We start from the raw sequence: 26,286 nt of genomic DNA, 5'->3' as shown, positions 1-26,286 counted from the left end.
GCGCTTGCTGGGCCCGATTGCCCCTGCTGGCGGCAGGGCCATGCACGGACGGCGGCGGCGCGCGAGAATCGTGCGTCGCGACGCGCGCCTGCCGACCGGTTCCCGCATGAATCGGCCGGCCCGCGCATCGGCGACCCGGATTTTTTTCTGACGGATAGACAGACGAGGAGCGAAACGATGCCGAAAGCAATCCGATACGACCAGCCGGGCGGCCCGGACGTGATGAAGTGGGTCGATGTCGAGGTCGGCGCGCCGAAGGCGGGCGAAGTCCGCATCCGGCAGCACGCGGTCGGGCTCAACTACATCGACGTGTATTTCCGCACGGGCCTCTATCCGCAGCCGCTGCCCGGCGGCCTCGGGATGGAGGCGGCGGGCGAGGTGACGGCCGTCGGCGACGGCGTGACCGCGCTCAAGGTCGGCGACCGCGTCGCCTATGTCGGGCAGCCGCCGGGCGCGTATGCGCAGGAGCGCGTGATGCCGGCCGAGCGGCTCGTGAAGCTGCCGGACGGCATCAGCTACGACGACGCGGCGTCGGTGATGCTGCAAGGCCTGACCGCGCACTACCTGCTGCGCCGCACGTATCCGGTAAAGGCCGGCGACACGATCCTGATTCACGCGGCGGCCGGCGGCGTCGGCCTGCTCGTGTGCCAGTGGGCGAAGGCGCTCGGTGCGACCGTGATCGGCACGGTCGGCTCCGACGAGAAAGCCGAGCTGGCGAAGGCGCACGGCTGCGACTATCCGGTCGTCTATACGCGCGAGAACTTCACGCAGCGCGTGAAGGAGATCACGAACGGCGCGGGCGTGCCGGTCGTCTACGATTCGATCGGCAAGGACACCTACATCGGCTCGCTCGACAGCCTCGCGCCGCTCGGCCTGTTCGTCAGCTTCGGCAACGCGTCGGGCCCGCTGCCGCCGATCGACTCGAAGGAGTTCTCGTCGCGCGGCTCGCTGTTCTTCACGCGGCCGACGCTGTTCTCGTACATCGCGAAGCGCGCCGATCTCGAAGCCGCGGCCGCCGAGCTGTTCGACGTGATCCTGTCGGGCAAGGTGAAGACGAGCATCAACCAGCGCTATCCGCTCGCGGAAGTCGGCCGCGCGCATGAAGATCTCGAGGCGCGCAAGACCACCGGCTCGACGATCCTCGTTCCCTGACCGTTCCCTTCGTGCCGGCGCCATGCCGGCACGCGCCTTCGCGGGCGGCGCTGCGGCGCCGCCCGTCCTGCGTCCGTTTTCCTCCCGCCTCGCGTTTACACGTTTTTTACATCCGCCCCGATACCTTTGACCCGTCCTTTACGTGCGTTCCCATAAGGTTCTAGTCGTCTGATTTCGACGACGGAGAACACAAAAATGGATGGGGTATTCATCGGCGCCCTGGTGCTTTTCACCGTGCTGATCCTCGGTTTGGTTGCCGGTTGCGAGAAGCTCGTGCAATACGGTCGCGGGGGGCGAGCATGACCTGGATGCTTTGGCTGGCGGGCGCATCGACAGCCCTGCTGTTCGCGTATCTCGTCTTTGCGCTGCTGCGCGCGGAGGACATCGAATGAACGCGAACAACCTGTTGCAGATGCTGCTGTTCATCGTCGTGCTGCTGGCGGCGGCCGTACCGGTCGCGCGCTACCTGACGGCGGTGATGGACGGCAGCTCGCGCGTCGTGCGCGTGTTCGGGCCGCTCGAACGCGCGCTGTACCGCATCGCCGGCGTCGACGCCGGCAGCGAGATGAGCTGGAAGCAGTACGCGATCGCGACGATCGCGTTCAACGCGCTCGGCGCATTGTTCCTTTACGGCCTGCTGCGCCTGCAGGGTTTCCTGCCCGGCAACCCGCAGCAGTTCGGCGCGATGACGGTCGACGGCGCGTTCAACACGGCCGTCAGCTTCGTCACCAACACGAACTGGCAGGACTACACGCCGGAGCAGACCGTCAGCTACCTGACGCAGATGCTCGGCCTGACCGTGCAGAACTTCCTGTCGGCGGCGACCGGCATCGTCGTCGTGATCGCGCTGGTCCGCGGCTTCGCGCGCCACACCGCGCAGACCATCGGCAACTTCTGGGTCGACCTCACGCGCGTGACGATGTACGTGCTCGTGCCGATGTCGATGATCGTCGCCGCGCTGCTGATGAGCCAGGGCGTGATCCAGAACATGAAGGCGTACCAGGACGTGCCGGTGCTGCAGGCGAGCACCTATGCGGCGCCGAAGCTTGATGCGCAGGGCAACCCGGTGAAGGACGACAAGGGCGCTCCGGTGACGGTGCCGACCCCGCTCACGAAGCAGACGCTCGCGATGGGCCCGGTCGCGTCGCAGGAAGCGATCAAGATGCTCGGCACCAACGGCGGCGGCTTCTTCAACGCGAACTCCGCGCATCCGTACGAGAATCCGACGCCGTTCGCGAACTTCATCCAGATCTTCGCGATCCTGATCATCCCGGCCGCGCTGTGCCTCGTGTTCGGCCGCGTGATCGGCGATCGCCGGCAGGGTATCGCCGTGCTCGCGGCGATGACGGTCGCGTTCGCGGTCGCGGTCGGCGTCGAGGTGAGCGCCGAGCAGGGCGGCAACCCGACGCTCGCCGCGCTGCACGTCGACCAGTCGGCGAACGCGCTGCAGTCGGGCGGCAACATGGAAGGGAAGGAAACCCGCTTCGGGATCGCGCAGACCGGCATCTTCACGGTCGCGACGACGGCCGCGTCGTGCGGCGCGGTCGACACGATGCACGATTCGCTGACGCCGCTCGGCGGCCTCGTGCCGATGCTGCTGATGCAGCTCGGCGAGGTGGTCTATGGCGGGGTCGGCTCGGGCCTCTACGGGATGCTCGTGTTCGCGCTGCTCGCGGTGTTCGTCGCCGGCCTGATGATCGGCCGCACGCCGGAGTACGTCGGCAAGAAGATCGAGTCGTACGAGATGAAGATGGTGTCGATCGTCGTGCTGCTCACGCCGCTGCTGGTGCTGGTCGGCACGTCGATCGCCGTGCTCGCCGATGCGGGCAAGGCCGGCATCGCGAACCCGGGCCCGCACGGCTTCTCGGAAATCCTGTACGCGTTCAGTTCGGCCGCGAACAACAACGGCAGCGCGTTCGCGGGCCTGACGGTCGGCACGCCGTTCTACAACTGGATGACCGCGATCGCGATGTGGTTCGGCCGCTTCGGCACGATCGTGCCGGTGCTGGCGATCGCCGGCTCGCTCGCCGCGAAGAAGCGCATCGCGGTGACGAGCGGCACGCTGCCGACGCACGGTCCGCTGTTCGTCGTGCTGCTGCTCGGCACCGTGCTGCTGGTGGGCGCGCTGACCTACGTGCCGGCGCTAGCGCTCGGCCCTGGCGTCGAGCACCTGATGATGTGGCTGGGCGCGTGACGCGCGCCCGCATGGTCACACATTGAAAAGACTGAAGAGATTGAAGAGATCGCAATGACTCAACATTCCGCAACACGATCCATGTTCGATCCGGCGCTGCTGCGCCCGGCGATCGTGGATTCGTTCAAGAAACTCACGCCGCGCACGCAGTTCCGCAACCCGGTGATGTTCTGCGTGTACGTCGGCAGCATCCTGACCACAATCCTGTGGATCGCGGCGCTTGCCGGCCAGGCCGAGGCGCCCGCGGGCTTCATCCTCGCGATCGCGCTGTGGCTGTGGTTCACGGTGCTGTTCGCGAACTTCGCCGAAGCGCTCGCCGAAGGGCGCTCGAAGGCGCAGGCCGCATCGCTGCGCAGCGCGAAGAAGGACGTGATGGCGAAGAAGCTCAACGAGCCGCATCCGAAGTCGCCGATCCGCGTCACGACCGCATCCGACCTGCGCAAGGGTGACATCGTGCTCGTCGAGACCGGCGACGTGATCCCGGCCGACGGCGAGGTCGTCGACGGCGTTGCGTCGGTCGACGAATCGGCGATCACCGGCGAATCCGCGCCGGTGATCCGCGAATCGGGCGGCGACTTCTCGTCGGTGACGGGCGGCACGCGCGTGCTGTCCGACTGGATCGTCGTCAGGGTCACCGCGAACCCCGGCGAGGCGTTCCTCGACCGGATGATCGCGATGGTCGAAGGCGCGAAGCGCAAGAAGACGCCGAACGAGATCGCGCTGACGATCCTGCTCGTCGCGCTGACGATCGTGATGCTGCTCGCGACCGCGACGCTGCTGCCGTTCTCGACGTTCGCGGTCGACGCGATGAAGGCCGGCCACGTGGTGACGATCACCGCGCTCGTCGCGCTGCTCGTGTGCCTGATCCCGACGACGATCGGCGGCCTGCTGTCCGCGATCGGCGTGGCGGGGATGAGCCGGATGATGCAGGCGAACGTGATCGCGACGTCGGGCCGCGCGGTGGAAGCGGCCGGCGACGTCGACGTGCTGCTGCTCGACAAGACCGGCACGATCACGCTCGGCAACCGCCAGGCGTCGATGTTCGTGCCCGCGCCGGGCGTGACCGAGGAAGCGCTGGCCGACGCCGCGCAACTGTCGTCGCTCGCCGACGAAACGCCGGAAGGCCGCAGCATCGTCGTGCTCGCGAAGGAGCGCTTCAACATTCGCCAGCGCGACATGGGGCAATTGCACGCGACGTTCCTCGGCTTCTCCGCGCAGACCCGGATGAGCGGCGTCGACCTGCCCGGCCGCGAGATCCGCAAGGGCGCGGCCGACGCGATCCGCCGCTACGTCGAGACGCACGGCAGCCGCTTCCCGGAAGAAGTGCGCCGCGCGGTCGACGACGTCGCGCGCCGCGGCAGCACGCCGCTCGTCGTGGCCGACCTGCATGAAGGGGCGGCGCGCGTGCTCGGCGTGATCGAGCTGAAGGACATCGTGAAGGGCGGCATCAAGGAGCGCTTCGCGGAACTGCGCAAGATGGGCATCAAGACCGTGATGGTGACGGGCGACAACCGGCTGACGGCCGCGGCGATCGCGGCGGAAGCGGGCGTCGACGATTTCCTCGCGGAAGCGACGCCGGAAACCAAGCTCGCGACGATCCGCGAGCACCAGGCGGCGGGGCGCCTCGTCGCGATGACGGGCGACGGCACCAACGACGCGCCGGCGCTCGCGCAGGCCGACGTGGCGGTCGCGATGAACACGGGCACGCAGGCCGCGAAGGAAGCGGGCAACATGGTCGACCTCGATTCGAACCCGACGAAGCTGATCGAGATCGTCGAGATCGGCAAGCAGATGCTGATGACGCGCGGTTCGCTGACGACGTTCTCGATCGCGAACGACATCGCGAAGTACTTCGCGATCATCCCGGCCGCGTTCGTGACGACGTACCCGCAGTTGCGCGTGCTCGACATCATGCACCTGACGTCGCCGGCGTCCGCGATCCTGTCGGCGGTGATCTTCAACGCGCTGATCATCGTCGCGCTGATCCCGCTCGCGCTGAAGGGCGTCACGTACCGGCCGCTCGGCGCCGCGTCGCTGCTGCGCCGCAACCTGCTCGTGTACGGCCTCGGCGGCTTGCTGCTGCCGTTCCCGTTCATCAAGCTGATCGACATGACGCTCGCCGCACTCGGCTGGGCCTGAGGTCCTGAAGGAAACATCATGAAAACGTTGATTCGTCCGCTCGTCGTGCTCTTTGTCGTGCTTGCCGCGGTGACGGGGCTCGCGTATCCGGCCGTGATGACCGTGTTCGGCCAGGCCGTGTTCCCGTCGCAGGCGAACGGCAGCCTGATCGAGAAGGACGGCAAGGCGGTCGGCTCCGCGCTGATCGGCCAGCCGTTCGATGCGCCGAAGTACTTCTGGGGCCGGCTGTCGGCCACGGCGCCGATGCCGTACAACGCGACCGGTTCCGGCGGCTCGAACCTCGGCCCGCTGAACCCGTCGCTCGCCGACCAGGTGAAGGGGCGCATCGCCGCGCTGCGCGATGCCGGCACCGACATGTCGAAGCCCGTGCCGGTCGACCTCGTGACGGCGTCGGCGAGCGGCCTCGATCCGGAGATCACGCCGGCCGCCGCCGCATACCAGGTCGAGCGGGTCGCGAAGGCGCGCAACCTGGCGCCCGACGCGGTCGCGCAACTCGTCGCCGCGAACACGACGGCCCGCCAGTTCGGCGTGCTCGGCGAGCCGCGCGTGAACGTGCTGAAGCTGAACCTCGCGCTCGACGCGGCGCAGGCCGCGCACTGATCGCGCATCCGGGCTCCAGGCCCGGCAACCGGTGCCCGGCGCGGCGTGAGCCGCGCCGGACGCACATTTTCCCGACGGCGCATGCGCCGTCTTTGCCTTTTGCGGCGATTTGGAACAACAATGCTCGTACTCGCGCGCATCCGGGCGCTCCGCTTTCCTGACGCATGAACCGTCCCGATCCAGACCAACTCCTCGACAAGCTGCAGCGAGACGAAGAAAAGCAGCGGCGCGGCCAGCTCAAGATCTTCTTCGGCGCATCGGCCGGCGTCGGCAAGACCTACGCGATGCTGCAGGCCGCGCGCCAGCGCCTGCAGGACGGCGTCGACGTCGTCGTCGGCATCGTCGAAACCCACGGCCGCGGCGAAACCGCCGCGCTGCTCGACGGCCTCGACGTGCTGCCGCTCGCGCGCATCGACTATCGCGGCCGCACGCTCGCCGAATTCGATCTCGATGGCGCGCTCGCGCGCCAGCCGCAACTGATCCTCGTCGACGAACTCGCGCATTCGAACGTGCAGGGCGCACGGCACCTGAAGCGCTGGCAGGACGTCTACGAACTGCTCGACGCGGGCATCGACGTGTATACGACCGTCAATGTCCAGCACCTCGAAAGCCTGAACGACGTGGTCGGTGCGATCACCGGCATCCGCGTGTGGGAGACCGTGCCCGATCGCGTGTTCGACGCGGCCGACGAAGTCACGCTCGTCGACCTGCCGGCCGAGGAACTGCTCGAGCGGATGCGCGACGGCAAGGTCTATCTCGCGCAGCAGGCCGAGCGCGCGGTGCGCAACTTCTTCCGCAAGGGCAACCTGATCGCGCTGCGCGAGCTGGCGCTGCGGCGCACGGCCGATCGCGTCGATGCGCAGATGCGCGAATACCGCGCCGACCGTTCGATCCAGCGCATCTGGCAGGCGCGCGAGCGGCTGCTCGTGTGCGTCGGTCCGGGCGCCGAAGCGCCGACGCTCGTGCGCGCGGCCGCGAGGCTCGCCGCGAGCCTGAAGGCCGACTGGATCGCCGTGTATGTCGAGACGCCGCGCCTGCAGCGGCTGCCCGACGCGCAGCGGCAGCGCACGCTCGATGCGCTGAAGCTCGCGGCCGAACTCGGCGCGGAAACGGCCACGCTCGCCGGCGGCGACGCGGTCGCCGCGCTGATCGGCTATGCGAAGGTGCGCAACGTGTCGAAGATCGTCGCGGGCGGCTCGCCGAAGGTCGGGCTCATGCGCCGCTTCGCGCGGCCGTTCGGCGAGCAGCTTGCCGAACGCGCGGGCGACGTCGACCTGATGCTGATCCGTGCGTCCGCGAGCGACGAGGCGCGCGCGGCGCCGCTCGACCCGCGTGCGCGCGACTGGCGCGATGCGTTCGCGAAGTTCGGCACGCATCGTTCGCCGCCGCGGCACTACGTGTACGCGGCCGCGATCTGCGCGGCGATCACCGTCGTCGCAAACGTCGTGTCCGAGCGGCTCGACCTCACGAACCTCGTGATGCTGTACCTGCTCGGCGTCGTGTTTTCGGCCGTGCGGCTCGGGCGCGGCCCGGGCGTGCTGCAGTCGTTCCTGTCGGTGGCCGCATTCGATTTCTTCTTCGTGCCGCCGCGCATGTCGTTCTCGGTCAGCGACACGCAATACCTGCTGACCTTCTTCGGAATGCTGCTGACGTCGCTCGTGATCAGTCACCTGACGTCGACGCTGACGCGCCAGGCGAGCATCGCGCAGCGCCGCGAGCGCCGCACCGGCGCGATCTATGCGATGGCGCGCGAGCTGGGCGCGGCGCTGACGACCGAGCAGATCGTCGAGATCGGCAGCCGCCACGTGGGCGAGGTGTTTCGCGCGCGTGTCGCGTTCCTGCTGCCCGACAGCGCGGACAAGGTGCGCCAGAAGATCGAGGAGCCCGACGCGGCCGTCACGCTGACGGGCGCCGATCTCGACAGCGACGTCGGCCAGTGGGTGTACGACCAGCAGAAGCCGGCCGGCCGCGGCACCGACACGCTGCCCGCAACGGCCGCGCTGTACCTGCCGCTGAAGGCGCCGATGCGCACGCGCGGCGTGCTCGCGGTCGTGTCGCGCGAGCCGCGCGAGCTCGAGGTGCCCGAGCAGCAGCGGATGCTCGACGCATTCGCCGCGCAGATCGCGCTTGCGCTGGAGCGCGTGCACTACGTCGAGATCGCGCGCGACGCGCTCGTGAACATGGAATCCGAGCGGCTGCGCAACTCGCTGCTGTCGGCGATCTCGCACGACCTGCGCACGCCGCTCACGACGATCGTCGGCTTCTCGTCGATGCTCGCGAACGGGCGCGCGGCCGCGCAGGGCGGCGACGCCGCGGCGGCCGAACGCTTCGCGCAGCGCGAGGGCGAACTCGTCGACGCGATCCACGACGAGGCGCTGCGGATGACGGGCATCGTCACGAACCTGCTCGACATGGCGCGGCTGCAGGCCGGCAGCCTGCAGCTCAAGCGCCAGTGGTCGCTGCTCGAGGAAACCGTCGGCGCCGCGCTCGCCGCGTGCAAGCGCGTGCTCGCGCGCCATCCCGCGCGCGTGTCGCTGCCGGCCGACCTGCCGCTGCTGCAGATGGACGCGGTGCTGATGGAACGCCTGTTCACCAACCTGTTCGAGAACGCGGCGAAGTACACGCCGCCCGACACGCCGCTCGAGATCGGCGCGGAGCGCGTGACCGACGACGGGCTGCCGTTCGTGCGCGTGCACGTCGACGATTACGGCCCGGGCCTGCCGGCCGGCATGGAAACGCGGATCTTCGACAAGTTCACGCGCGGCGAGAAGGAATCGGCGACGCCGGGCATCGGGCTCGGCCTCGCGATCTGCCGCGCGATCGTCGAGGCGCACGGCGGTAGAATCGGCGCGCTCAACCGCACCGCGCCCGACGGCCGCGTGACGGGCGCGCGCTTCTGGTTCACGCTGCCGGTCGAGACGCCGCCGGCCGCGCCCGCCGTGCCCGACGACGAATCCGACGTGCCGAGCGCATCGTCCCCATCCGAGCCATTGCCAGACCATGAGTGAACCCAGCCTGACCGTTGTCCTGATCGAGGACGAAAAGCAGATCCGCCGCTTCGTGCGCGCCGCGCTCGAGGAGGAGGACATCGCCGTGTTCGAGGCCGAGACGGGCAAGCAGGGGCTGATCGACGCGGCGACGCGCAAGCCCGATCTCGTGATCGTCGACCTCGGCCTGCCCGATACCGATGGCCTCGACGTGATCCGCGAGCTGCGCGGCTGGTCCGAGGTGCCGGTGATCGTGCTGTCCGCGCGCACGCAGGAAGACGAGAAGGTCGCGGCGCTCGACGCGGGCGCCGACGACTACCTGACCAAGCCGTTCGGCGTGTCCGAACTGCGCGCGCGGATCCGCGCGCAATTGCGCCGGCGCAACCAGGGCGGCGCGAACGAGACGCCGAAGGTGAGCTTCGGCACCGTGACCGTTGATCTCGCGCTGCGCCAGGTGTGGCGCGACGGCGAGATCGTGCATCTGACGCCGCTCGAATACCGGCTGCTTGCGACGCTCGTGCGGCACGCGGGGCGCGTGCTTACGCACCGCCAGTTGCTGCGCGACGTGTGGGGGCCGTCGCACGTCGAGAGCCATCACTACCTGCGCATCTACATGGCGCACCTGCGCCAGAAGCTCGAGCGCGACCCGACACAGCCCGAGTACATCGTCACCGAGACGGGCGTCGGCTACCGGCTGGTCGGCGCCGCGTGACGGGCACCGCACGGCGGCGGCCGCCCGGGCTGGCGTGACGCCGCGCGCGGGCAGGGTTGCGCCGGCGCGACAGTCGCGCGGCCGGCGCCGGCCTTGCACACCGGCCGCGGATTCCCCGTTATGCTGACCGTTCCGCGAACAAAAACGAGGAGCGTGCAATGTCCGTCCGTCTGGTCGTCATCTGTGCGCTGGCGCTGACTGCGCCCGGCGCGTTCGCCCAACCGCTGCCGCCGGGGCAACAGCCGCCCGCGCAGGCCGCGCTCGCCAATCCCGCGTCGGTCAACTGCGAGAAGCTCGGCGGTCGCCACGTGATCCGCAGCCTGCCGAGCGGGCAGGTCGGGATGTGCATGTTCAAGGATGGCCGCGTGTGCGAGGAGTGGGCGCTGTATCGCGACGACCGCTGCGTCGGCGGCGTCGCGCCGAAGCGCGTGTCGAATTGATGCCGAACTGACCGGGCCCGGCCGATCCTGCCCCGGATCGGCCGCCGGCCGTGCGCCGCGTCCGGCGTGTCCGTAAGCCTCTTGTTATACTCGGCGCCGCCCGGGGACGACCCCGGGTCATTCGCTTCAACGGGGACGGCCCCATCCGATACGGAGTACGTCGCGATGGCGTGGGTATTGTTGTTGATTGCCGGTTTGCTGGAAGTGGCCTGGGCGGCCGGCATGAAATCGTCGGACGGCTTCACGAAGCTCGGCCCGTCGGTGTTTACGATCGTGACGGCGCTGGCCAGCTTCGGGCTGCTCGCGGTCGCGATGCGCCAGTTGCCGCTCGGCACCGCGTACGCGGTGTGGACGGGCATCGGCGCGGTCGGCGCGTTCGTGTTCGGCATCGTGATGATGGGCGAGGCGCTGACCGTCGCGCGCGTCGCGAGCGCTGCGCTGATCGTCGCCGGGCTGATCGGCCTCAAGCTGTCGTCGGCCGCCTGACGCCGGGGTCCCGGACGACGGAGTCCCGGACGACGGAGTCCCGGGCCCGCCGCGCCCGGGCACCGCACTGCGGAATTGCGCCGGCTGCCCGTTAGGACCTGTTCCCGCTAATAACGGGCTTGCGAACGTGCCTTGCCGGTCGGAGTGCAAGAAGCAAGGAGCGCCGTTTGGCCGAGCCAAACAAGCGACGCGCGACGCCGCAATACGACCGGCAAGGCACGTTCCCCTGTTTGGAGAAAATCATTCGTGGGGCTGGCCCCCAGAAGGGCCGATCGCCGCGTCATGCTCCTCGCGAATACGTCGAGTATTCGCTTCGTCGCATTTCTTGCGCTCGGCCCTTCTGGCGGCCAGCGCAAGCCCGTTATTAGCGGGAACAGGTCCTAACCTGTCTATAATGGAACGCATTCGGGCCTGAATGTCGTTGTGCCGTTCGCGGCCTGCGGCGCCGGTCGCCACGCGCCGCGCGGCCGGTCTGACCGACCCGACCCGATCGATCGGCAAAGCGCACGGAAAGTGCAAGGAGAGGGCCATGATCGAAGCCATTTCGCTCGGCGCGGGGCTCGCGTGGGCGAGCGGGCTGCGCCTGTACCTGACGGTGCTGATCGCCGGCGTGCTGGCGCGGGTCGGCTGGCTCCATCTGCCCGACACGCTGGCCGTCCTGATGTCGCCGTGGGTCATCGGCGCCGCCGCCGTGCTTACCGTCACCGAATTCCTTGCCGACAAGATCCCCGCGTTCGACTCGCTGTGGGATGCCGTGCATACCTTCATCCGCATCCCGGCCGGCGCCGTGCTCGCAGCCGGCGCGCTCGGCCATGCCGATCCGACCGTGCTCGCGGTCGCGGGCCTTGCAGGCGGTTCGCTCGCCGGCGCCGCGCACGTGGCGAAGGCCGGTACGCGCGCACTGATCAACCTGTCTCCCGAACCGATTTCGAACTGGGTTGCGTCGTCGACCGAGGACGGCCTCGTGGTCGGCGGGCTCGCGCTCGCATTCTTTGTCCCGCTCGCGTTCCTCGTGCTGCTCGCGGCCTTCATCGCCGCTTCGGCCTGGGCGCTGCCGCGCCTGTGGCGCGGCGTGTCGGGCGGTTTTCGCGGGATGGCGAACCACATGGTGTCGCGGCTCAACTCGATTGGGGGTAAGCGCGATTGAAGGGGCGGCAACACGCGGCGCAGCCGCCGGCCGGGCAACCCGGCCATGACATGCTCGCGCATGCCGGCCGCTTCGGTCTGCGCGACCTGATCCGCCAGGCCGCGCGGATGACTGCGCGCGACTGGCGCGCGGGCGAGTTGACGCTGCTCGTACTCGCACTGGTGCTCGCGGTCGCGGCACTGACGAGCGTCGGCTTTCTCGCCGACCGCCTGCGCCAGGGGCTCGAGCGCGACGCGCGCCAGATGCTCGGCGCCGATTTCGTCGTGCGCGCCGACCGTCCCGTCGATCCGTCGTTCGACCGTCAGGCCCGCGCACTCGGCCTGCGTACCGCGACGACCGCGATTTTCCCGAGCATGATCGCGTCCACCGCGGGCGGGCAGGCGAGCGACGCGGCGCCCGCGCGCCTCGCGGCCGTGAAGGCCGTGTCGCCCGGATATCCGCTGCGCGGCGCGGTCGAGATCCTGCCGGCCGGCGCCGCCGCCGCGCACAAGGCGACCGCGATTCCCGCGCCCGGCACCGTGTGGGCCGATCCCGCGCTGCTCGATGCGCTGCACCTGAAGGCAGGCGATACGGTGCGCGTCGGGCTGCGCACGTTCACGGTCGCCGCATCGATATCCCGCGAACTCGATCGCGGCTTTTCGTTCGTCAATTTTTCGCCGCGGCTGATGATGCGCGCGGACGAACTCGCCGCGACGGGGCTCACCGGCTACGGCAGCCGCGTCACGTACCGGCTGCTGGTCGCCGGCGACGCGCAGGCCGTCGCGCGTTTCGAAACCTATGCGCACGAGCGCGTCGACGGCGGGAAGCTGCGCGGCGTCGGGCTCGAGTCGTTGCAGGAAGGCCAGCCGCAGGTGCGGCAGACGCTGGATCGCGCGCGCCATTTCCTGACGCTCGTCGCGCTGCTGACCGCGCTGCTCGCGGCGGTCGCGATCGCGATGGCCGCGCAGCGCTACATGCGGCGCCATCTCGACGGCTGCGCGACGATGCGCTGCCTCGGCGTGAGCCGCCGCACGCTCGGCGCGCTGTTCGCGCTCGAATTCGTCGGCATCGGGATCGTGTCGGGCGCCGCGGGCGCGGTGCTCGGCTACGGCGGCCACTGGGCGTTGCTGGCCGCGCTCGGCGGCCTGATCGAAGTCGTGCTGCCGCCGCCCACGCTGTGGCCGGCGCTCATCGGCGTGGGTGCCGCGCTCGTGCTGCTGCTCGGCTTCGCGCTGCCGCCGCTCGTGCCGCTCACGCGCGTGCCGCCGGTGCGCGTGCTGCGCCGCGAGTGGGGCGATGCGTCGCGCACCGCGTGGGCCGCGTATGCGGTCGGCGTCGTGCTGTTCGCAGGGCTGCTGATCGCGGCCGCCGGCGACCTGAAGCTCGGCCTGATCGTCGCGGGCGGCTTCGCCGGCGCGCTGGTCGGTTTCGCGCTGATCGCGCGGCTCGTGCTGTTCGCGGCCGCGCACGCGGTGCGCAACGCGCGCGTGGCCGCGGGCGTCGGCTGGCGCTATGCGCTCGCGTCGCTGCATCGGCGCGGCACGGCCAGCGCGCTGCAGATCACCGCGCTCGCGCTCGGCCTGATGTGCCTGCTGCTGATCGCGATCACGCGCAACGACCTCGTCGCGGGCTGGCGGCAATCGACGCCGCCCGATGCGCCGAACCAGTTCCTGATCGACATCCAGCCCGACCAGCGCGACGACGTCGCGGCCTATCTGGCCGCGCACGGCGTGCGCGACGCGGTGCCCGCGCCGATGGTGCGCGGCCGCCTCGTCGCGATCAACGGCAAGCCGGTGAATCCGGACGCCTATCCGTCCGACGAGGCGCGCCGGCTCGTCGACCGCGAGTTCAACCTGTCGTATACGACCGAGCTGCCGTCCGACAACCGGATCGTCGCAGGCGACTGGTTCGGCACCGCGGCCACGCCGCAGATTTCGATCGAGGCCGGCCTCGCGAAGACGCTGAACGTGAAGCCGGGCGACACGCTGCGCTTCGACGTGACGGGGCTGACGGTCGACGCGCCGATCACGAGCGTGCGCAAGCTCGACTGGGGCACGTTCCGCGTCAACTTCTTCGTGCTGATGCCGCCGCCGATGCTGAAGGATTTCCCGGCCGTCTACCTCACGAGCTTCCATCTGCCCGCATCCGACGCCGCGCTGCTCGATCCGCTGATCGCGCGCTACCCGAACCTGACCGCGATCGACGTCGCGCCGATCCTCGCGCAGCTGCAGCGGATGATGCTGCAGGTGGTCGGCGCGGTGCAGTTCCTGTTCGCGTTCACGCTCGCGGCCGGCGTGCTCGTGCTGTACACGGCGCTCGCCGGCTCGCGCGACGAGCGGGTGCGCGAGGCCGCGCTGCTGCGCGCGCTCGGCGCGTCGCGCGCGCAGGTCAATGCGGTGCAGCGTGCGGAATTCGTCGTGGTCGGCGCGCTGGCCGGCGCGCTGGCGTCGGCGGGCGCGATCGCGGTCGGCTGGGTGCTCGCGTCACGCGTGTTCGATTTCCGGCTTGCCGTCGATCCGTGGCTCGTGCCGGCCGGTATCGCGGCCGGCGTCGCGTGCGCCGGTGCGGCCGGCTGGCTGAGCCTGCATAATGTGTTGCGGCGCCCCGCGCTGCAGTCGCTGCGCGACGCATGAGCGTCGCCGGCGGCCCCGAAGATCCCGTTTTCCGACTATCCGTATGACCGATGTGAATGACGATGCGCCGTCGCAGCCGACGGCGTTCGAGCTCGTGGGCGGCGAAGCCCGCGTGCGCGAAATGGTGGACCGCTTCTACGACCTGATGGACCTCGAGCCCGAGTTCGCGCAGATTCGCGCGTTGCACCCGGCATCGCTCGACGGTTCGCGCGACAAGCTGTTCTGGTTCCTGTGCGGCTGGCTCGGCGGGCCCGACCACTACATCGACCGGTTCGGCCATCCGCGGCTGCGCGCGCGGCACCTGCCGTTCCCGATCGCGTCGGTCGAGCGCGACCAGTGGCTGCGCTGCATGGCGTGGGCGATGGAGGATGTCGGGCTGCCCGAGCCGCTGCGCGAGCGGCTCATGCATTCGTTCTACGACACGGCCGACTGGATGCGCAACCGGCCCGGTTGATCGACCGGTACGCCGCTGCCCGTGCGCGGGACGATCTGCGTCTGGGCGCGCGCGCCCCGCGGCGCGACACTGGCGGTTTCCCGCAATCGATACGAGGCTCGCCCGATGACGACACAAGCGCTGTTTCGCGAAGACGCGTACCTCACGCGGTGCGACGCGATCGTTCAGGCCGTCGGCGACGACGGCATCCGGCTCGACCGCACCGTGTTCTATCCGCTCGGCGGCGGCCAGGCCGGCGACACCGGCACGCTGACCCTGCCCGACGGCAGCACGATCGCAATCGCCGATACGCGCAAGGCAAAGTTCGACGGCGCAACGCCCGACGACGCGTTGCACCTGCCGGCACCGGGGCAGGAGGCGCGCGTCGCGATGCTCGTGCCCGGCACGCGCGTGGTCGCGGCGATCGACTGGGCGCGCCGCTATCGGCATATGCGTCTGCATACGGCCGCGCACCTGATGTGCGCGGTGTTGCCGTACTCGGTCGACGGCTGCAGCGTGACGGCCGACTATGTGCGGCTCGATTTCGCGACGTCCGAAGCGATCGACCGCGACGACGTCGAGCGGCGCCTCGCCGGCCTGGTCGCCGGCGCGCATCCGGTCACGACCGAATGGATCACCGACGACGAGATGGCCGAGCGGCCCGAACTCGTGCGCACGATGAGCGTGAAGCCGCCGATGGGCCTCGGCCGCGTGCGGCTGCTGCGCATCGAGCAGGTCGACCTGCAGCCGTGCGGCGGCACGCATGTGCGCAACACGTCGGAAATCGGCAGCCTGCGCGTCGCGAAACTTGAAAAGAAGAGCGCGCGCACGCGGCGCCTCGTACTGGAGTTTGCATGACGATCGACACCGGGGTGGCGGGCGCGGCGGCGCTGGATCCGCAAGCGCGCGAGATTCTGGATTTCTGGTTCGGCGAACCGGGCTCGGCCGAATTCGGGCAGGAACGCAAGGTCTGGTTCAACGGCGGCGCGGCGTTCGACGACTTGCTGCGCACGCGCTACGGCGCGCTGCTCGACGCCGCGTGCGACGGCGCATGCGATCACTGGGCCGGCTCGCCGTCGGGTGCGCTTGCGTTGATCGTCGTGCTCGACCAGTTCTCGCGCAACATTCATCGCGGCACGCCGCGCGCGTTTGCCGCCGATCCGAAGGCGCTCGCGCTCGCACGCCGCATCGTCGCGGCCGGCTGGAATGCGCAACTGCCGAGCGGCCATCACCGCGCGTTCGCGTATCTGCCGTTCGAGCACGACGAGTCGATCGACAGCCAGCGCGAGGCCGTGCGCCTGTGCGCGGGCATTCGCGACGAGGCAGGGTGCGAGAGCTATCACCGCTTCGCGTTGCTGCATGCGGCCGTCGTCGAGCGCTTCGGTCGCTTTCCGCACCGGAACGCGATTCTCGGCCGTGCGTCGACCGATGAGGAGACGGCGTTTCTTCGCGAGCCCGGTTCGTCGTTCTGACGCTCAGGGCGGTTGCGTGACTGAAGAGGGGGAGGGGCAAGCCCGCAGATTCGCGCGGTTGCGTTGGCGGTCGGCGAAACTGGCTGGCGGCGCGGCGTATCGCATGGGGAAGCCTGCGCGCGGCTCAGGCGGCCGGTCTCAACCTTTTTGCCGGAGATGAAGTCGGGCAAGACGGCGCGCCGCGCCGTCCCGCGTCATTGCAGGTGCTGTTCGGGCGTGCGCACGTAGACGCGCAGCAGTTCGTCGTTGTCGCCCGGGCGCGCGCCCGTCCAGAACAGCTTCCATTCGCTGCCGGGCGCCGGATCGACGGCCCGCACACCCTGGACGATCATCCACGTGCAGCGCGTCGTCTTCGCGTCGTCGATCGGCGTGTGCTGGATGCCGGAGAAGTAGTACAGCATCGGCGCTTCCGATTCGCCGAGCCCGTGCAGGCTCGCCATGCAGTCGCCGTCGTTCCATTCGAGCGCGAGATGCGCGTTCAGGTCGTCGAACACCGAGCGGTAGCTCTTCGCGACGTCGAGCCACGGCAGCAGCAGCGTATAGATGAGCCCCCACGCGACGACCGCGCCGGCGCCCCACGACAGCGCGCCGCGCCAAAGGCCCGTCGTGCGCAGCTTCGGCAGCAGCGTCAGCCAGCCGACCGTCAGCGCGAGCGCACCGACCACGAGCGCGGGCTCGATCGGCATCGTCCAGTCGAGCGGCAGCCAGCGGCCGAGCAGCGCGAGATCCGCGCGCGACGCGGCCGGATCGGCCATTACTGCCCAGATGCCCCAGGCGAGTGCGGCGGCCGTACCGAACAGCACGCGGCTGAAGTAATCCCACGCGAGATGCAGCGTGCGCGGAATGCGTTCGATCGCCTGCGCGGCGACCAGCGCGAGCGGCGCGAAGAACGGCAGGATGTAGAGCTGGCGCGACGTTGCGGACACCTGCAGCACCGCGAGCCCCACGCCGGCGAACAGCACGGGCAGCGCGATGCGCGGCGTGCGCCAGTCGCGCCATGCACCGCGCGCGAGCGCGACGATCGCGAGCGGCGCGACCGGGAAGCCGACGAGCAGGAACGCGCGCAGGATGAAGAACGGCTTGTCGTTTTCCGCGCCGAGTTCAGGGACGGAGAAGCCGAAGAAGCGGCCGACGTTGTTGTCCCAGAACCACGTCATGAACAGTGTCTCGGAACGCAGGAACAGCGCAGTCGGCCAGATCAGCGCGAACGGCGCGAACACGAGCGCGGCGATGCCGAGTGCGCGCGCGAACGAGCGGGTGCGGCAGGCCGGGTACAGCACCAGCGCGCCGACGAGCGTGGCCGCGAACACGAGCGGCACGAACAGCCCCTTCGCCATCAGCGCGATGCCGACGCCCGCGCCGAAGATCGGCGCCGCCCAGCGGCCCGACGGCCGGACCGGCAGCCCGTGCCGCATCTGCTGCGCGTGCGCGACGTGCCGCATCACGAGTTCGAGCAGGCCGCAGAAGCCTATTGCCGTGCCGGCGAACAGCGCGACGTCCGTCATCATGTCGTGCATGTGCTTGATGACGACGAGTGTGCCCGCGCTCAGCACGACGGGGCCGATCACACGCAGGTCGAACCAGCTGTCCGCGCGGCTGGCGATGCGCGCCGCGCGCGCGATGAAGCCGAACGCGAGTGCGGCGAACAGCGCGCTCGCGAGCCGTGCCGCGTCGTGCAGCGGCATCACGCGCTGCAGCAGCCACGCGAGGCTGGTCGCGACCCACGCGTAAAGCGGCGGTTTTTCCATGAACGGCAGGCCGGCATTGGTCGGCACGACGAAATCGCCGGTCTCGAGCATGTGCTGGATGATGCCGAACGTGTAGGTTTCGTCCTGTTTCCACGGATCGTGGCCGAGCACGCCGGGCAGCACATACGCGCAGACCAGCGCGGCGGCGAGCAGCCACGCGCGCCAGCCGAGCAGGCGCGAGCGGTCGCGCGTGATGCTGGTCGCGGCGGTCACGGCCATGACAGGCGTGCCGGCGGCGTCAAGCGTCGCGGTGAGGTCGGCGTCGGCGGTTGGGCGGGTGTGCGGGGCCGGAGCCGGCACGGACGTGCGTCGCCGGCCGGGCGCTGCGGTTCCAGGCATGGAAAAGATCTCGGGTCGAGTCGAGCCGGTTCGGCGACATGGGCCGGACCGATAAGGGCCGCATCAGGGCGGCAAGAAACAGGCGTTTACGACGCCTGTCGGGCTGGCCGCTAGTAAATCACGGAACTGTTACGAATGTTTACTGAAACCGTCACGAAATTGTGGAGATTTGTGGCGCCGTGACGACAGCTTGTTCGAGGCAGCTGTTTTGACGTGCCGCGCGTGCGGCTACCGGCCGCCGCCGACGTCGAGCAGGGCGCCCGTCGTGTAGGACGCCGCGTCGCCGAGCAGCCAGACGATCGCTTCGGCGATCTCGTGCGCTTCGCCCGCGCGGCCGAGCGGCGTCTGCGCGCCGAGGCGGGCAGCACGGCCCGGCTGGCCGCCGCTCGCGTGGATTTCGGTCTCGATCAGGCCGGGGCGCACCGCGTTGACGCGCACGCCGTGCGGGCCGAGTTCCTTCGCAAGGCCGATCGTCAGCGAATCGACCGCGCCTTTCGAGCCCGCGTAGTCGACGTATTCGTTCGGCGAGCCGAGCCGCGAGGCGATCGACGAGACGTTGACGATCGCGCCGCCCTGGCCGCCGCGGTCGGTGGACAGCCGGCGCGCGGCTTCGCGCGCGCACAGGTACGCGCCGAGCACGTTGGTGTCGAACATCCGCCGCAGCCGGTCGGCCGGCATGTCGGCGAGCGGCATCGACGGCGCGACGATGCCCGCGTTGTTGACGAGCGCGTCGAGGCGTCCGAACGCGGCCGCGACGGTGTCGAACATCGCGACGACGTCGGCTTCGTTCGCGACGTCGCCTGCGACGACGCACGCACGGCCACCTGCATCGCGGACGGCCTGCGCGGTGCGTTCGGCTGCCGCCGCGTCGCGCGCGTAGTTGATGCCGACGTCCCAGCCGCGTTCGGCCGCGAGCACGGCGGTCGCGCGGCCGATGCCGCGGCTCGCGCCGGTGACGAGGACGGCCTTGCGGCCGGACGGTGCGGTCATCGCGTGCGGCTCCCGGGGGCGGTTACTTCGCTGCGTCGGGCGCCCACTTGTCGCGGGCGGGCGGTTGATAGCGGCGCAGCCGCTCGATCAGTTCGACCGGTTCCGAATCGACGCACAGCGCGTCGAAATAGGCCGGACGCATGAAACCCTCGTCGACCGTATGACGCAGCAGCGCGATCAGCGGGTCGTAGAACGAATCGATGTTGTAGAGCGCGACGGGCTTGCGGTGGTAGCCGAGCTGCGCCCACGTGTAGACCTCGAAGAGTTCCTCGAGCGTGCCGGCGCCGCCGGGCATCGCGACGAACGCGTCCGAGAGGTCGGCCATCATTTTCTTGCGATGGTGCATGTCGGGCACGACGTGCAGTTCCGACAGCCCCGTATGGCCGACTTCCTTGTCGACGAGCAGTTCGGGGATCACGCCGACCGCACGGCCGCCGGCCGCCATCACTTCGTCGGCGATCACGCCCATCAGGCCGACACGGCCGCCGCCGTATACGAGCGTCAGGCCGGCACCGACGAGCGCGCGGCCGAATGCGCGCGCGGCGTCGGCATAGACGGGCCGCACGCCGGACGACGAGCCGCAGTAAACGCAGACTGCCTTCATTGCTTGGAATCCTTGGCGGGGGCCTGCCCACTGACGACCGGGCTGTCAGCGGGGCGGGGCGAACCGTCGCGCGGCGGCAGGTAGTCGGTGAACTGGCGCTTCGGCAGCTTGCCGGAGACCAGGTCGTCGAACAGCTGGCGCGAACGGCCGCGCAGGTACGGCGCCATCACGGAGATCACGTGCATGCTGACCTGGTGCAGTTCCTCGCGAATCGCGTCCTGGTCGTTGTACTTGCGCGGATGCATCACGTACTGATACGACAGCCAGTACGTCGAAATGACGGCCATGTTGGTGGCGATGACTTCGATCTCGGCGGGCGTCGCGACCATCTCGGCGTCGGACACGAGCAGCTCGCACATCTCGCGCGCGAAGCGCACCTTGTGGCTGATGATCTGCTTGAAGTGCGTCTCGAGCGTGCGGTTGCGGGCGAGCAGGTCGTTGAGGTCGCGATACAGGAACCGGTAGGTCCACATGAAATCGGCCATGTACTGCAGGTACGACCAGGTTTCGTCGATCGTCGGACGATGATCTTCGGGAAAGCGCAGCCGCCGTTCGATCTGCTGCTCGAACTGCGCGAAGATGCTGTTGATGATGTCGTCCTTGTTGCGGAAATGGTAGTACAGGTTGCCTGGACTGATTTCCATTTCCTCGGCGATCGTCGTGGTCGTGACGTTCGGCTCGCCGATCTCGTTGAAGAGTTTCAACGACAACTCGAGAATCCGTTCGCGGGTGCGGCGGGGAGGTTTCGCTTCCATGTCGTCCGGCCCTGTGTGTGCCGGACTGGCGGGCGCTGCAATCGATGCTGCGAGATTCGTCCGGCGCGGGTTGCTGTTCTATGTCTGGCGGACGATTATAAACCGGGGTTTCGCCACATCGGGCGCATTTCGTGATCGCGGCCCCGCGCGACGGATGGTGCAGCGCCGCACGCGGGCGATGCGCGACGCGCGCGGCGGGCCGCCGGCTAGAAGCCGAGCCAGTGCGCGACGACCGGGCCGAGCACGAAGCCCCAGGTCGTAACGCACGCGAACAGCGCGACCGTCACGGCCGCGCTGCCGAGATCCTTCGCGCGTTTGGAAAGTTCGTGGCGTTCGAGCGAGATGCGGTCGATCGCGGCCTCGACGCTCGAGTTCAGCAGTTCGACGATCAGCACCAGCAGCACCGACGCGATCAGCAGCGCGCGCGATGCGGCCGGCACCGGCGCGAACGCGCCGATCGGGAGCATCAGCGCGGCGAGCGTGAGCTCCTGGCGAAACGCGCTCTCCTCGCGGATCGCGACACGAAAGCCGTTCAGCGAATGCTTGAGTGCGTACCATGCGCGCGTGATGCCGCGGTGGCGCTTGTACGGATTCGGCGGCAGCGGCGTCAGTTGATCGTCGGGGCCGAGCGGCTCGGACGCGTGCGCGTCCGTGTCGCCATGCGGCTCTTCCTCGTCGAACGGGCGGTGCCGTTGCTGTGTCGCGGCGGGGGGAGGGGTCTTGTCGTTCAGGTCTCGTTTCAAACGGCGGCACCTTCGGCTGGCGAGTACGCGGTTTTCGGCAGCGGCTTCAGATGCGATGCGAACTGCTCGGATGCCGCGCGCCACGAGAAGCGTTCCGCCCACGCGCGCGCAGTCGTGCGTTCGATCTTCAGCGCTTCGAGGCAGGCTTCCTGCAGGTCCTCGTGCATCGAGCCTGCGTCGCCGCCGCTGAGCACGTCGATCGGGCCCGTGACGGGATACGCGGCAACCGGCGTGCCGCACGCGAGCGCCTCGAGCAGCACGAGGCCGAACGTGTCGGTGCGACTCGGGAACACGAACACGTCGGCCGCAGCATACACCTTCGCGAGTTCGGCCTGTGACAGCACGCCGAGATAGTTCGCCTCCGGATAGCGCGACTTCAGCTCCGCGAGCGCGGGGCCTTCGCCCGCGACCCACTTCGAGCCGGGCAGGTCGAGACGCAGGAACGCCTCGACGTTCTTTTCGATCGCAACACGGCCCACGTACAGGAAGATCGGCCGCGCGGTGTTGAGCACCTTCGACTCCATCGGGCGGAAGATGTCGAGATCGACGCCGCGGGTCCACAGCACGACGTTCGTGAAGCCGAACTTCTCGAGGTCTTCCTTGACGACCGGCGTCGGCGCCATCACCGCGAGCGACGGGCCGTGGAACCAGTGCAGGAAGCGGTAGGTCGCGGCCAGCGGAATGCCGAAGCGCGCCTGCACGTATTCCGGAAAGCGCGTGTGGTATGCGGTCGTGAACGGCAGCTTGTGGGTACGCGCATAGCGTCGCGCGGCGAGGCCGAGCGGGCCTTCGGTCGCGATGTGCAGCGCGTCGGGCGCGAACGCGTCGATCCGCGCGCGCAGCTTGCGATACGGCAGGATCGACAGGCGGATCTCGGGGTAGGTCGGGCAGGGCACCGTGCGGAATTCCAGCGGCGTCAGCAGTTCGACGCGGTGGCCGAGCGCCGTGAGTTCGCGCGACGTGCTCTTCAGCGTGCGCACGACGCCGTTGACCTGCGGTTCCCACGCGTCGGTGACGATCATGATCTTCATCGCGGCATTGTCCTGTAAGTAGGGTTGTGTCAGGCAGTGGCCTTGGCCTTGCGCGACGTGGTCTCCGACGGTGCGGTGCGCATCACCGTCCAGTAGACGATCTTCAGTTCGCCTTCCATCGTTTCGACGAGCGCGGACAGGCTTTCGACCCAGTCGCCGTCGTTGCAGTACAGCACGCCGTCGATATCGCGGATCTCTGCCTTGTGGATGTGGCCGCACACGACGCCGTCGCAGCCGCGGCGGCGCGCCTCGTCGGTCATCACGGTCTCGAACTGCGAGATGAAGTTGACCGCGTTCTTGACCTGGTGCTTCAGGTACTGCGACAGCGACCAGTACTGGAAGCCGAGCCGGCTGCGGATCCGGTTGAACCAGCGGTTCAGCACGAGGATCAGCGTGTAGAGCGTGTCGCCGAGGTACGCGAGCCATTTCGCGTGCTGGATCACGCCGTCGAACAGGTCGCCGTGCACGATCCACAAACGTTTGCCTGCGAGCGTCGTGTGGAACGCCTCGCCGCGCACCTGGATGTCGCCGAACGCGAGGTCGCAGAACTGCCGCGCGCCTTCGTCGTGGTTGCCGGGGATGTAGACGACCTGCGTGCCCTTGCGCGCCTTGCGCAGGATCTTCTGCACGACGTCGTTGTGCGCCTGCGGCCAGTACCAGCCTTTCTTCAACTGCCAGCCGTCGATGATGTCGCCGACGAGGTACAGGTATTCCGAATCGTTGTGACGCAGGAAATCGAGCAGGTACGGCGCCTGGCATCCGCTCGAGCCGAGGTGGATGTCGGACAGCCAGATGGTGCGGTAGCGATGCGCGGACGAGTCGGGGTCGTCGTGCCGCGTGGCGTGCGCGGCAGGCGGTTCTTGCGACGCCAGGCCATCGGTTGCGCCCGAGCCGGACAGGAAAGCGGTGGCGGCGCGAGCGCCGAGCGGGTGACGGAACAGGGAGGTCGCGGACGGTTTCTGGCCCATGCATGACTCGCGCCGGTTGACATTACCGGCATTCCGCCATGCGGGCGTGACTGTGCCGTGACAGTCACGAGACGTTCTTATTACGACCTATGCAGGGTGTTTAGCAGTGAATGAAGGGCGTTGTGCAATCTGCCGCACCGAACGGTCGGCGGTTGTCCGGCATGCGCGTCAGGCGACGCGGGAAAGGCTTGGGCGAACTGATTTCGTCTGGCGAATGCGGCGCGTCAGCGCGGCATGGCGACGACGCGCGTGCGCGCGATCCGGTCGTGCGGAAACTGGCGGCCGGCATGCAGCCGGGCGGCGCCGGCCCACGCGGCGATCCACGCGGCGGTGAGCGCCAGCGTGACGGGCACCGACAGGCCGAGGAGCGGATGCAGCGCGAGCGGCGGCAGGAACCACAGCCAGCCGAGCGCATAACGCACGAGCGCATGGCCGGCGCTCAGCGGCCGGCCGCTCGACGATTCGAGCCGCAGCCGCCAGGTCTTCATCGGCAGCGTCTGGCCGCCGTGGGTCCAGAACCAGACGAAGTACGCGCCGACGACGAGCGCGATCCACGCGGCGAGCAGGTTGTGATGGACGAGGCCGTTGCGCTGCTGCGTCGCGAGGCTGAACGCAAGCCCCGCGAAGAACACGACGCCGAACAGCAGCACGCCTTCGTAGAGCAGCGCGGCGAGGCGCCGCCGCACCGACGGCGCGGCGGCCGGAGTCTCGGGTGCGCGGGCGTTCGCCACGGCCGCTCAGGAGCCCTTGAACAGCGAAGGCGCGTCGGCGGGCGACACCGGTGCCGCCGCAGCGGGCACCGACGCGGCGCCGGCCGTCGACGACGCGGGCACCGGCGGCACGGAGGCGCTGGCCGACGCGGGCGCCGGTGCGGGGGCTGCCCCGCTTGCTGGGTGCTCGTGCGAATTGACGAGGCGGCGGACGTCACGGTCGGCGACGGTCGGCGGCGCGCTGACGACGCTCGGCCGGCGGCGGCGCTCGGCGGCCGCGAGACGTTCCTTCTGCTCCTCGGGGAGTTGCTGGTAGGCCTTCCACGCGCGCTCGCGCGCCTGCGCGGAAAGCTCCTTCGCGCTCTGGTAGTTTTCGCGCGCGACGCGGCGCTGCTCGGGCGTCATCCGCGCCCATTCGGACATCCGGTCCTGCAGGCGCTTTTGATCATCGGGCGTCAACTTCGCGAAACGTGATGCGATCTTCAGCCATTTGCGCTTGCGGGCGTCGCTGAAGCCATCCCACTGGTCGGCGAACGGCGCGAGTGCCGCGTGCTGCGCCGGCGTGAGGCGCGCCCATGACAGCGGGCCGGTGGCGGCCGGCAGCGGTAGTGGCAGCGGCGGGAGGTCGGCGGTCAGCCCGGCGGCCGATGCGGGCGCGGCAGGGCTGGCGGCCGCGACGGTAGTCGTCGCGGGGGGCGGGTGGAATCGCGAATACGTGGCGACGTAGGAAACGGCGATCGCGATCACGCATCCGAAAAATACGGCCAGGCCGCGCTTCTGACTCACCCGTGCGATCCCCTCGTTATTGTCTGTTAGTGAGCGTGCGAAAGATACGCGTTGAACCCGTGATCGAGATACGCGTTGAGCGGCAGGTCGTCGCTGAGCATCGCCGCGTCGATGTCGGCGAGTTCGGCGGTGCGCTGCATGTCTTCCCAGTAGGCGATGCCGATGAGCCCCGCGAGCAGCAGCGCGAGCGGCCACGCGCGCAGCAGGCGGCGCGCAAACGACGTCTGCGGGCGGCTCGTGGGCGCCGTGCCGTAGGCTCCGGCTGCGCCGGCGAAGGCCGGCACGAACACCGGCGCGGTCGCGGGCTCGGGCTTCTTGCGCGCGAGCGCAGCCCGGCGGGCGACGGCCAGCCGATCGGTGGTCGCGGCAGGCAGTGCGGCCGCGCGCTCGTCCAGCGCGCGGCGCACCTTCAGCGCGAATTCGTGTTCTCGGTTTGCGGGAGCGGAGCTCATAGCGTGATTCCTTTGGCCTTGAGCGCTTGCGCCAGGGTGTGGGTGGCTCGTGAGCAGTGCGTCTTGACGCTGCCTTCGGAGCACCCCATTGCGGCGGCAGTCTCGGCGACATCCATATCTTCCCAATAACGCATCAGGAACGCTTCCCGTTGACGCGCCGGAAGTTTCTGGATTTCTTCGTCGATCAGGGCCAGAACCTGCTCTCTTTCGAGGCGGTGCTCGCTGCTCTCGACGCCCGCGTTATTGTCCGCGGATTCGAGCGTTTCGAGCGGGTCGAAGTCTTCGTCGTCGGTGTTGTTCAGCGACGAGAAGAGCGTGACCCAGGTGTTGCGGACCTTCTGCCGGCGGAACCAGTCGTGGATCGCGTTCTGCAGGATCCGCTGAAAAAGCAGCGGCAGTTCGGCCGCCGGCCGGTCGCCGTATTTTTCGGCCAGCTTGATCATCGCGTCCTGCACGATGTCGAGCGACGCATCGTCGTCACGCACCGCGTACGCAGCCTGCTTGAACGCGCGCCTTTCGACGCCCGCCAGAAAGTCGGCGAGTTCCTTGTCTGATGCCATTCCGTGAAGGTATGCGCTGCGGACCGCTGCGTGGTGTAAAAGGTCGAAAAATTTCGTAAAACCCGCGGATGCTAACAAATTTTCGCGCCGCTTGGCACCGGATTGGGCGCCGCGCGTTGCGCGCGAGCCGCGGCGGCGGGGTGCCGGGCGGCGCGCATGATGCGGTGCGGGATATTTTGCTTGACGACCCAATCACGACCCGCTATCGTCAACGATTCGCAACATG

General features: G+C 69.1%; 25 protein-coding genes. 14 read left to right on the top strand and 11 right to left on the bottom strand.

Annotation, left to right across the window (positions count from 1 at the left end; genetic code table 11):
• Nucleotides 1-177: 177 nt before the first annotated feature.
• The 14 genes from MRS60_RS12250 to MRS60_RS12185 all read left to right on the top strand — a co-directional run bounded on the left by MRS60_RS12250 (nucleotide 178) and on the right by MRS60_RS12185 (nucleotide 16,374).
• Entirely contained in the window at nucleotides 178-1,152 is a 975-nt protein-coding gene (locus tag MRS60_RS12250; protein WP_243564757.1) for a quinone oxidoreductase family protein, read from the top strand.
• Nucleotides 1,153-1,451: 299 nt separating this feature from the next.
• Nucleotides 1,452-1,544, top strand: a complete 93-nt coding sequence (gene kdpF, locus MRS60_RS12245) for a K(+)-transporting ATPase subunit F (RefSeq protein ID WP_006752209.1) — start codon at nucleotides 1,452-1,454, stop codon at nucleotides 1,542-1,544.
• A complete protein-coding gene (kdpA, locus tag MRS60_RS12240) occupies nucleotides 1,541-3,346 on the top strand; it encodes a potassium-transporting ATPase subunit KdpA (protein ID WP_175749727.1) in 1,806 nt (601 codons plus the stop codon). The genes kdpF and kdpA overlap by 4 nt, the downstream gene beginning before the upstream one ends.
• 54 nt (nucleotides 3,347-3,400) lie before the next feature.
• On the top strand, nucleotides 3,401-5,485 hold the full coding sequence (gene kdpB / locus MRS60_RS12235) for a potassium-transporting ATPase subunit KdpB (RefSeq protein WP_243564756.1): 2,085 nt from the start codon (nucleotides 3,401-3,403) through the stop codon (nucleotides 5,483-5,485).
• A gap of 18 nt (nucleotides 5,486-5,503) precedes the next feature.
• Complete coding sequence (gene kdpC, locus MRS60_RS12230; protein ID WP_217590898.1) at nucleotides 5,504-6,085, top strand: potassium-transporting ATPase subunit KdpC; 582 nt, start codon at nucleotides 5,504-5,506, stop codon at nucleotides 6,083-6,085.
• A 164-nt stretch (nucleotides 6,086-6,249) separates the two neighbouring features.
• Nucleotides 6,250-9,093 carry a DUF4118 domain-containing protein gene (locus MRS60_RS12225; protein ID WP_243564755.1) on the top strand — a complete coding sequence of 948 codons (2,844 nt, stop codon included), beginning with the start codon at nucleotides 6,250-6,252 and terminating at the stop codon, nucleotides 9,091-9,093.
• Entirely contained in the window at nucleotides 9,086-9,784 is a 699-nt protein-coding gene (gene kdpE / locus MRS60_RS12220) for a two-component system response regulator KdpE (protein WP_243564754.1), read from the top strand. The genes MRS60_RS12225 and kdpE overlap by 8 nt, the downstream gene beginning before the upstream one ends.
• 158 nt (nucleotides 9,785-9,942) lie before the next feature.
• Nucleotides 9,943-10,224 carry a DUF333 domain-containing protein gene (locus MRS60_RS12215; protein ID WP_034184857.1) on the top strand — a complete coding sequence of 94 codons (282 nt, stop codon included), beginning with the start codon at nucleotides 9,943-9,945 and terminating at the stop codon, nucleotides 10,222-10,224.
• A gap of 165 nt (nucleotides 10,225-10,389) precedes the next feature.
• Nucleotides 10,390-10,710 carry a quaternary ammonium compound efflux SMR transporter SugE gene (gene sugE, locus MRS60_RS12210; protein WP_034184858.1) on the top strand — a complete coding sequence of 107 codons (321 nt, stop codon included), beginning with the start codon at nucleotides 10,390-10,392 and terminating at the stop codon, nucleotides 10,708-10,710.
• A gap of 529 nt (nucleotides 10,711-11,239) precedes the next feature.
• Complete coding sequence (locus MRS60_RS12205; protein ID WP_034184919.1) at nucleotides 11,240-11,857, top strand: DUF4126 domain-containing protein; 618 nt, start codon at nucleotides 11,240-11,242, stop codon at nucleotides 11,855-11,857.
• 50 nt (nucleotides 11,858-11,907) lie between these two features.
• Nucleotides 11,908-14,469: an ABC transporter permease gene (locus tag MRS60_RS12200; protein ID WP_243564753.1), complete on the top strand. Its 2,562-nt coding sequence runs from the start codon at nucleotides 11,908-11,910 to the stop codon at nucleotides 14,467-14,469.
• A gap of 43 nt (nucleotides 14,470-14,512) precedes the next feature.
• Complete coding sequence (locus tag MRS60_RS12195; protein ID WP_017331548.1) at nucleotides 14,513-14,923, top strand: group II truncated hemoglobin; 411 nt, start codon at nucleotides 14,513-14,515, stop codon at nucleotides 14,921-14,923.
• A 105-nt stretch (nucleotides 14,924-15,028) separates the two neighbouring features.
• Nucleotides 15,029-15,760 carry an alanyl-tRNA editing protein gene (locus MRS60_RS12190; protein ID WP_243564752.1) on the top strand — a complete coding sequence of 244 codons (732 nt, stop codon included), beginning with the start codon at nucleotides 15,029-15,031 and terminating at the stop codon, nucleotides 15,758-15,760.
• Complete coding sequence (locus MRS60_RS12185; protein WP_243564751.1) at nucleotides 15,757-16,374, top strand: DUF924 family protein; 618 nt, start codon at nucleotides 15,757-15,759, stop codon at nucleotides 16,372-16,374. Before MRS60_RS12190 ends, MRS60_RS12185 begins: the two co-directional genes overlap by 4 nt.
• 194 nt (nucleotides 16,375-16,568) lie before the next feature.
• On the opposite strand, the gene MRS60_RS12180 is transcribed toward MRS60_RS12185, so the two are convergent.
• From MRS60_RS12180 to MRS60_RS12130, 11 genes are all read right to left on the bottom strand, one after another.
• On the bottom strand, nucleotides 16,569-18,461 hold the full coding sequence (locus MRS60_RS12180; protein ID WP_034184863.1) for an ArnT family glycosyltransferase: 1,893 nt from the start codon (nucleotides 18,459-18,461) through the stop codon (nucleotides 16,569-16,571).
• Between the two features lie 228 nt (nucleotides 18,462-18,689).
• Nucleotides 18,690-19,451: an SDR family oxidoreductase gene (locus MRS60_RS12175; RefSeq protein WP_034184864.1), complete on the bottom strand. Its 762-nt coding sequence runs from the start codon at nucleotides 19,449-19,451 to the stop codon at nucleotides 18,690-18,692.
• A gap of 22 nt (nucleotides 19,452-19,473) precedes the next feature.
• Nucleotides 19,474-20,055, bottom strand: coding sequence for a TIGR00730 family Rossman fold protein (locus MRS60_RS12170; RefSeq protein ID WP_034184865.1), 582 nt, complete (start codon nucleotides 20,053-20,055; stop codon nucleotides 19,474-19,476).
• Nucleotides 20,052-20,810, bottom strand: a complete 759-nt coding sequence (locus tag MRS60_RS12165; RefSeq protein ID WP_034184866.1) for a TetR/AcrR family transcriptional regulator — start codon at nucleotides 20,808-20,810, stop codon at nucleotides 20,052-20,054. The genes MRS60_RS12170 and MRS60_RS12165 overlap by 4 nt, the downstream gene beginning before the upstream one ends.
• A gap of 206 nt (nucleotides 20,811-21,016) precedes the next feature.
• Nucleotides 21,017-21,553, bottom strand: a complete 537-nt coding sequence (locus MRS60_RS12160) for a diacylglycerol kinase (RefSeq protein WP_034184867.1) — start codon at nucleotides 21,551-21,553, stop codon at nucleotides 21,017-21,019.
• Complete coding sequence (locus MRS60_RS12155) at nucleotides 21,550-22,584, bottom strand: glycosyltransferase family 4 protein (protein ID WP_243564750.1); 1,035 nt, start codon at nucleotides 22,582-22,584, stop codon at nucleotides 21,550-21,552. The genes MRS60_RS12160 and MRS60_RS12155 overlap by 4 nt, the downstream gene beginning before the upstream one ends.
• Before the next feature lie 29 nt (nucleotides 22,585-22,613).
• On the bottom strand, nucleotides 22,614-23,552 hold the full coding sequence (locus MRS60_RS12150; protein WP_034184869.1) for a UDP-2,3-diacylglucosamine diphosphatase: 939 nt from the start codon (nucleotides 23,550-23,552) through the stop codon (nucleotides 22,614-22,616).
• Nucleotides 23,553-23,776: 224 nt separating this feature from the next.
• Complete coding sequence (locus MRS60_RS12145) at nucleotides 23,777-24,283, bottom strand: RDD family protein (protein ID WP_175749721.1); 507 nt, start codon at nucleotides 24,281-24,283, stop codon at nucleotides 23,777-23,779.
• A 6-nt stretch (nucleotides 24,284-24,289) separates the two neighbouring features.
• The gene (locus tag MRS60_RS12140; RefSeq protein WP_034184871.1) at nucleotides 24,290-25,048 is read right to left on the bottom strand and encodes a DUF3106 domain-containing protein; all 759 of its coding nucleotides are present in this window, start codon (nucleotides 25,046-25,048) and stop codon (nucleotides 24,290-24,292) included.
• A gap of 26 nt (nucleotides 25,049-25,074) precedes the next feature.
• A complete protein-coding gene (locus MRS60_RS12135; RefSeq protein WP_243564749.1) occupies nucleotides 25,075-25,500 on the bottom strand; it encodes a DUF3619 family protein in 426 nt (141 codons plus the stop codon).
• Nucleotides 25,497-26,060: an RNA polymerase sigma factor gene (locus MRS60_RS12130; RefSeq protein WP_034184873.1), complete on the bottom strand. Its 564-nt coding sequence runs from the start codon at nucleotides 26,058-26,060 to the stop codon at nucleotides 25,497-25,499. The genes MRS60_RS12135 and MRS60_RS12130 overlap by 4 nt, the downstream gene beginning before the upstream one ends.
• Nucleotides 26,061-26,286: the final 226 nt, after the last annotated feature.

It is taken from the genome of Burkholderia pyrrocinia, assembly GCF_022809715.1.
GTDB classification, from domain to species: domain Bacteria; phylum Pseudomonadota; class Gammaproteobacteria; order Burkholderiales; family Burkholderiaceae; genus Burkholderia; species Burkholderia pyrrocinia_C.
Note: the sequence above shows the minus strand (reverse complement) of the source record. Positions and strands in the feature narration are given on the sequence as shown.

What these genes read in the sequence shown, in the direction of transcription:
- MRS60_RS12250 (WP_243564757.1), top strand. Translation starts at nt 178, where the DNA reads ATGCCGAAAGCAATCCGATACGACCAGCCGGGCGGCCCGGACGTGATG.
- kdpF (WP_006752209.1), top strand. Translation starts at nt 1,452, where the DNA reads ATGACCTGGATGCTTTGGCTGGCGGGCGCATCGACAGCCCTGCTGTTC.
- kdpA (WP_175749727.1), top strand. Translation starts at nt 1,541, where the DNA reads ATGAACGCGAACAACCTGTTGCAGATGCTGCTGTTCATCGTCGTGCTG.
- kdpB (WP_243564756.1), top strand. Translation starts at nt 3,401, where the DNA reads ATGACTCAACATTCCGCAACACGATCCATGTTCGATCCGGCGCTGCTG.
- kdpC (WP_217590898.1), top strand. Translation starts at nt 5,504, where the DNA reads ATGAAAACGTTGATTCGTCCGCTCGTCGTGCTCTTTGTCGTGCTTGCC.
- MRS60_RS12225 (WP_243564755.1), top strand. Translation starts at nt 6,250, where the DNA reads ATGAACCGTCCCGATCCAGACCAACTCCTCGACAAGCTGCAGCGAGAC.
- kdpE (WP_243564754.1), top strand. Translation starts at nt 9,086, where the DNA reads ATGAGTGAACCCAGCCTGACCGTTGTCCTGATCGAGGACGAAAAGCAG.
- MRS60_RS12215 (WP_034184857.1), top strand. Translation starts at nt 9,943, where the DNA reads ATGTCCGTCCGTCTGGTCGTCATCTGTGCGCTGGCGCTGACTGCGCCC.
- sugE (WP_034184858.1), top strand. Translation starts at nt 10,390, where the DNA reads ATGGCGTGGGTATTGTTGTTGATTGCCGGTTTGCTGGAAGTGGCCTGG.
- MRS60_RS12205 (WP_034184919.1), top strand. Translation starts at nt 11,240, where the DNA reads ATGATCGAAGCCATTTCGCTCGGCGCGGGGCTCGCGTGGGCGAGCGGG.
- MRS60_RS12200 (WP_243564753.1), top strand. Translation starts at nt 11,908, where the DNA reads ATGCTCGCGCATGCCGGCCGCTTCGGTCTGCGCGACCTGATCCGCCAG.
- MRS60_RS12195 (WP_017331548.1), top strand. Translation starts at nt 14,513, where the DNA reads ATGACCGATGTGAATGACGATGCGCCGTCGCAGCCGACGGCGTTCGAG.
- MRS60_RS12190 (WP_243564752.1), top strand. Translation starts at nt 15,029, where the DNA reads ATGACGACACAAGCGCTGTTTCGCGAAGACGCGTACCTCACGCGGTGC.
- MRS60_RS12185 (WP_243564751.1), top strand. Translation starts at nt 15,757, where the DNA reads ATGACGATCGACACCGGGGTGGCGGGCGCGGCGGCGCTGGATCCGCAA.
- MRS60_RS12180 (WP_034184863.1), bottom strand. Translation starts at nt 18,461, where the DNA reads ATGCCTGGAACCGCAGCGCCCGGCCGGCGACGCACGTCCGTGCCGGCT.
- MRS60_RS12175 (WP_034184864.1), bottom strand. Translation starts at nt 19,451, where the DNA reads ATGACCGCACCGTCCGGCCGCAAGGCCGTCCTCGTCACCGGCGCGAGC.
- MRS60_RS12170 (WP_034184865.1), bottom strand. Translation starts at nt 20,055, where the DNA reads ATGAAGGCAGTCTGCGTTTACTGCGGCTCGTCGTCCGGCGTGCGGCCC.
- MRS60_RS12165 (WP_034184866.1), bottom strand. Translation starts at nt 20,810, where the DNA reads ATGGAAGCGAAACCTCCCCGCCGCACCCGCGAACGGATTCTCGAGTTG.
- MRS60_RS12155 (WP_243564750.1), bottom strand. Translation starts at nt 22,584, where the DNA reads ATGAAGATCATGATCGTCACCGACGCGTGGGAACCGCAGGTCAACGGC.
- MRS60_RS12150 (WP_034184869.1), bottom strand. Translation starts at nt 23,552, where the DNA reads ATGGGCCAGAAACCGTCCGCGACCTCCCTGTTCCGTCACCCGCTCGGC.
- MRS60_RS12135 (WP_243564749.1), bottom strand. Translation starts at nt 25,500, where the DNA reads ATGAGCTCCGCTCCCGCAAACCGAGAACACGAATTCGCGCTGAAGGTG.
- MRS60_RS12130 (WP_034184873.1), bottom strand. Translation starts at nt 26,060, where the DNA reads ATGGCATCAGACAAGGAACTCGCCGACTTTCTGGCGGGCGTCGAAAGG.